Origin of the sequence: Peterkaempfera griseoplana (assembly GCF_001418575.1) — a bacterium.
Taxonomy (GTDB): domain Bacteria; phylum Actinomycetota; class Actinomycetes; order Streptomycetales; family Streptomycetaceae; genus Peterkaempfera; species Peterkaempfera griseoplana.
The window spans coordinates 1-4308 of sequence record NZ_LIQR01000592.1 but is presented as its reverse complement, the minus strand read 5'-3'; the positions used below and the strand labels follow the sequence as shown (position 1 = coordinate 4308).

Annotated in this window: 3 protein-coding genes and 2 pseudogenes; 2 read left to right on the top strand and 3 right to left on the bottom strand. The window is 72.5% G+C overall.

Translation table 11 applies throughout. The annotated features are described in order from the left end of the window. Positions 1–67: 67 nt before the first annotated feature. The 3 genes from AOK09_RS33610 to AOK09_RS33600 form a co-directional block, all read right to left on the bottom strand. Positions 68–1723 (bottom strand): beta-N-acetylhexosaminidase, encoded by a 1656-nt coding sequence (locus AOK09_RS33610; RefSeq protein ID WP_055591008.1) that lies wholly within the window; start codon positions 1721–1723, stop codon positions 68–70. Positions 1724–1775: 52 nt separating this feature from the next. After that, positions 1776–2072 (bottom strand): DUF3039 domain-containing protein, encoded by a 297-nt coding sequence (locus AOK09_RS33605; protein ID WP_055591007.1) that lies wholly within the window; start codon positions 2070–2072, stop codon positions 1776–1778. Positions 2073–2134: 62 nt separating this feature from the next. Further along, positions 2135–2713, bottom strand: a complete 579-nt coding sequence (locus AOK09_RS33600) for a YqgE/AlgH family protein (RefSeq protein WP_055591006.1) — start codon at positions 2711–2713, stop codon at positions 2135–2137. 284 nt (positions 2714–2997) lie between these two features. On the opposite strand from AOK09_RS33600, the pseudogene AOK09_RS33595 reads away from it, so the two are divergent. Both AOK09_RS33595 and AOK09_RS42800 read left to right on the top strand, forming a co-directional pair. Further along, positions 2998–3860: pseudogene (locus tag AOK09_RS33595) on the top strand (UDP-N-acetylglucosamine 1-carboxyvinyltransferase); the annotation flags it as partial. 2 nt (positions 3861–3862) lie between these two features. Next, positions 3863–4295 (top strand): annotated as a pseudogene (locus tag AOK09_RS42800) (UDP-N-acetylglucosamine 1-carboxyvinyltransferase); the annotation flags it as partial. Positions 4296–4308 lie beyond the last annotated feature (13 nt).

The following is a 4308-nucleotide window of genomic DNA, read 5'->3' as shown; positions in this document are numbered from 1 at the left end:
CCGGCACCCGGCCCGGCGGCCCGCACCCGCGAGGCGGTGCGCCGCCGGGCGGAGCCGCGCGCTGCCGTCACACGTTGGGGGGAGGCCCGTCGAGCGGGCGTCCGACGACGCCGGGCCGCCGCTGCCAGGGATGCGGACCGGTCGGCGGCCGGTACTCCACGCCCAGCGCGTCCAGCCGCGCCAGGTGCCCCGCCAGCCGCTGCTGGAAGCCCGGCAGGTCGCGCTCGCCCGGATCGGCGGGCAGCTGCGACCAGGCGACCTCGGCGAACGCCGCCAGCCGGGGGAAGAGCCGGTAGTCGACCTCCCGCGGGCCCTCGGCCATCTCGGTCCACAGATTGGCCTGGGTGCCGATCACATGCCGGGCGGCCTCGGGGTCCTCGCGCAGCTGCGGCGGGACGGGCTCGAAGCGGTAGACGTCGGCGACGGTGCGCACATAGCCGACCGGGACGGGCTCGTCGTCGCCCTCGGCCTGCCGGTGGTCCAGATAGACCTGCTGCTCGGGGCACATCACCACGTCGTGTCCGGCGCGGGCGGCCGCCACCCCGCCCGCGTAGCCGCGCCAGGACGACACCACGGCGCCCTCCGCCAGGCCCCCTTCGAGGATCTCGTCCCAGCCGGTCAGCCGGCGGCCCCGGGCGGCCAGCCAGCGGTCGAAGTGCCGGACGAACCAGCTCTGCAGCTCGTCCTCGTCCGCCAGGCCCAGTTGGCGCATCCGCGCCTGGGCCGCCGGGCTGGCCCGCCACTGGTCCTTGGGGCACTCGTCGCCGCCGAGGTGCACGAAGGGGGACGGAAAGATCTCCAGGACCTCCTCCAGCACCTCCTCGTAGAAGCGCAGGGTGGCGTCCTCGACATTGAGCACGTTGGAATTGACGCCCCAGTCGGTCCAGGTGCGCAGTGCGGCGGTGTCCACCACGTCGTGGTTGCCGAGCTCGGGATAGGCGGCGATGGCGGCCTGGGAGTGGCCGGGGATGTCGATCTCGGGGACGACGGTGATCTGCCGCTCGGCGGCGTACGCGACGATCTCGCGCAGGTCGTCCTGGGTGTACCAGCCGCCGTGCGGCCGGTCGTCGCGGCGGCCCCCGGTGCGGAAGCCCACCATGGACCGCTCGCGCCAGCCGCCGACCTCGGTGAGCCGGGGGTGGCGGCGGATCTCGATCCGCCAGCCCTGGTCGTCGGTGAGGTGCAGATGCAGCACATTGAGCTTGTGCGCGGCCATCAGGTCCACGTACCGCAGGACCTCGTGCTTGGGCAGGAAGTGCCGGGCCACGTCCAGCAGCAGGCCGCGCCAGGAGAAACGGGGCGCGTCCTGGATCTGGCAGACCGGGAGGGTCCAGCTGCGCCCGGCCAGCGGTGCCCGTCGGTAGGCGTCCGGTCCCAGCAGCTGGCGCAGGGTCTGGGCACCCCAGAAGACACCGGCGGGGCCGCCGCCGAAGACGTCCGCGCCATTGGGCGAGACCCGGATCTGGTAGCCCTCGGGGCCCAGCTCCTCGGTCACCAGGGGGTGCACCGCCAGCCGGACGGCATGGCCGTCCAGCTGTTCCTGCCCCTCCGCCTGCTGCTGCGGGGCGAGACGGAAGCCGGTGGCGGCGGACAGCTCGGCGCGCAGCCACCGCTCGGCCTGCTCGGCTCCGGGGCCGGCGCACAGCGCGGTGTCCGGTCCGAGGACGATGCACTTGCCGTCCCCGTAACGATGGGCGTCCAGCGGGGCAGGTACCAGATCCATGAGGATCATCCTGCCCCGCCGTATGCGATCGGCACAGGACAGCCGGCGGCCGTCAGGCCTTGCCGCCGCCCTTGCCGCTCTTGTCCTTGTCGCCGCCGCCGAGCGGCATGGACTCGAAGATCTCCTTGCACATGGGGCAGACCGGGTACTTCTTGGGGTCGCGACCCGGCACCCACACCTTGCCGCAGAGTGCGACCACCGGCGAACCGGAGAGCGCACTCTCCATGATCTTGTCCTTCTGGACGTAGTGCGCAAAGCGCTCGTGGTCGCCGTCCCCGTTGGACACCTGGGGGGTCGGCTCGACGAGAGTGCCGGTGCCGTGACCGCGCTCGGGCTCGAGAGTGCTCATACGACCCAAGTCTAGGCGCCCCACCCCCGGTCGCCGCCAGGCCCGGCGGCACCGCGGCGGACTCAGTTCATCGTCGGGTCGTCCGGATAGGTGGCCATCATGGCCAGCTCGCCGCGCTGGCGGCGCAGCACCGAGCGCCAGAGCTGGTCCGGATCGGGGCAGGAGACGTCGCCGGGCTCGCACTCCACCACGTACCAGGCGCCCTCGATCAGCTCGTCCTCCAGCTGCCCGGGCGACCAGCCGGCGTAACCGGCGAAGACCCGCAGCGAGCCCAGCTCGGCGGCCAGCAGCTCGGGCGGGGCCTCCAGGTCCACCAGGCCGATGGCGCCGTGCACCCGCCGCCAGCCCAGCGGGTCCTCGGCCGCGGGCTCCCCGGGCACCACCGCCAGGGCGAGGGCGGAGTCCAGCGCGACCGGGCCGCCCTGGAAGACCACGGACGGATCGCCCGCGAGGTCCGCCCACGGCGCCAGCACCGCGGAGACGTCCACCGCGGTGGGCCGGTTGAGCACAACCCCCAGCGACCCCTCCTCGTCGTGGTCGAGGAGGAGCACCACGGCGCGCTCGAAGTTGGGGTCGGTCAGCGCGGGCGTCGCTACGAGCAGCCGTCCGGTGAGCGAGGAGACCTCGGTCATGGAGGACATGATCCCGCATGTGCGGGCCGCACGGGTAGCCGACGCGGCCGGGGGTAGACGCCGCCGGACGACCCGACCGAGGGAGCCCACAGGTGACATACATCACACCGGATCCGCCGACCAGCGGGGTTTCAACCACCCCTTGGACCCTTCACGCCACCAGGGAACCACCGGACGGACCATTACCATCTTCATCGTGCGGAGGGCTTCCGGCGCTTCGGCACGTCCCCCAGCCCTCCTCCCCCGTACGAGCATCACCCCGCACCGACCGCACACCCGGGAATGCGAGAGACATGACCGACGACGTCCTGCTTGTCCACGGCGGCACCCCGCTCGAGGGCGAGATCCGAGTCCGAGGCGCGAAGAACCTCGTGCCCAAGGCCATGGTCGCTGCGCTGCTCGGCCATGAGCCCAGCCGGCTGCGCAACGTCCCGGACATCCGCGACGTCAAGGTCGTCCGCGGCCTGCTCCAGCTGCACGGCGTCACCGTGCGCCCGGGCGAGGAGGAGGGCGAGCTGGTCCTCGACCCCTCGCACGTGGAGAGCGCCAACGTCGCGGACATCGACGCCCACGCCGGCTCCTCGCGGATCCCCATCCTCTTCTGCGGCCCGCTGCTGCACCGGCTGGGCCACGCCTTCATCCCCGGTCTGGGCGGCTGCCACATCGGCGACCGGCCGGTCGACTTCCACCTCGACGTGCTGCGCCAGTTCGGCGCGGTGGTGGACAAGAACGCCGAGGGCCTCTACCTCACCGCCCCGCAGCGGCTGCGCGGCACCAAGATCACGCTGCCCTACCCCTCGGTCGGCGCGACCGAGCAGGTGCTGCTCACCGCGGTCCTGGCGGAGGGCGTCACCGAGCTGACCAACGCCGCCATCGAGCCCGAGATCGTCGACCTCATCTGCGTGCTGCAGAAGATGGGCGCCATCATCTCCATGGGCACCGACCGCACCATCCTGATCACCGGCGTCGACCGGCTCGGCGGCTACAACCACCGCGCGCTGCCGGACCGCCTGGAGTCCGCCTCCTGGGCCTGCGCCGCCCTCGCCACCCACGGCAACATCTATGTCCGCGGCGCCCGCCAGCTGGAGATGATGACCTTCCTCAACACCTTCCGGAAGGTCGGCGGCGCCTTCGAGGTGGACGACGAGGGCATCCGNNCGTCCACCCCGGTTTCCAGACCGACTGGCAGCAGCCGCTGGTGGTCGCCCTCACCCAGGCCACCGGCCTGTCCATCGTCCATGAGACGGTGTACGAGTCGCGGCTGGGCTTCACCTCCGCGCTCAACCAGATGGGCGCCCACATCCAGCTCTACCGCGAGTGCCTGGGCGGCACCCCCTGCCGCTTCGGCCGCCGCAACTTCCAGCACTCCGCGGTGGTCTCCGGGCCCAGCAAGCTCCAGGGCGCCGACCTGGTCATCCCCGACCTGCGCGGCGGGTTCTCGTACCTGATCGCCGCGCTCGCCGCCCAGGGCACCTCCACGGTCCACGGCATCGACCTGATCAACCGCGGCTACGAGAACTTCATGGACAAGCTGCGGGCCCTCGGCGCCAGCATCGAGCTGCCCGAGCCGGCCGCCGCCGCGGCCTCCTGACCCCGCAGCAGCC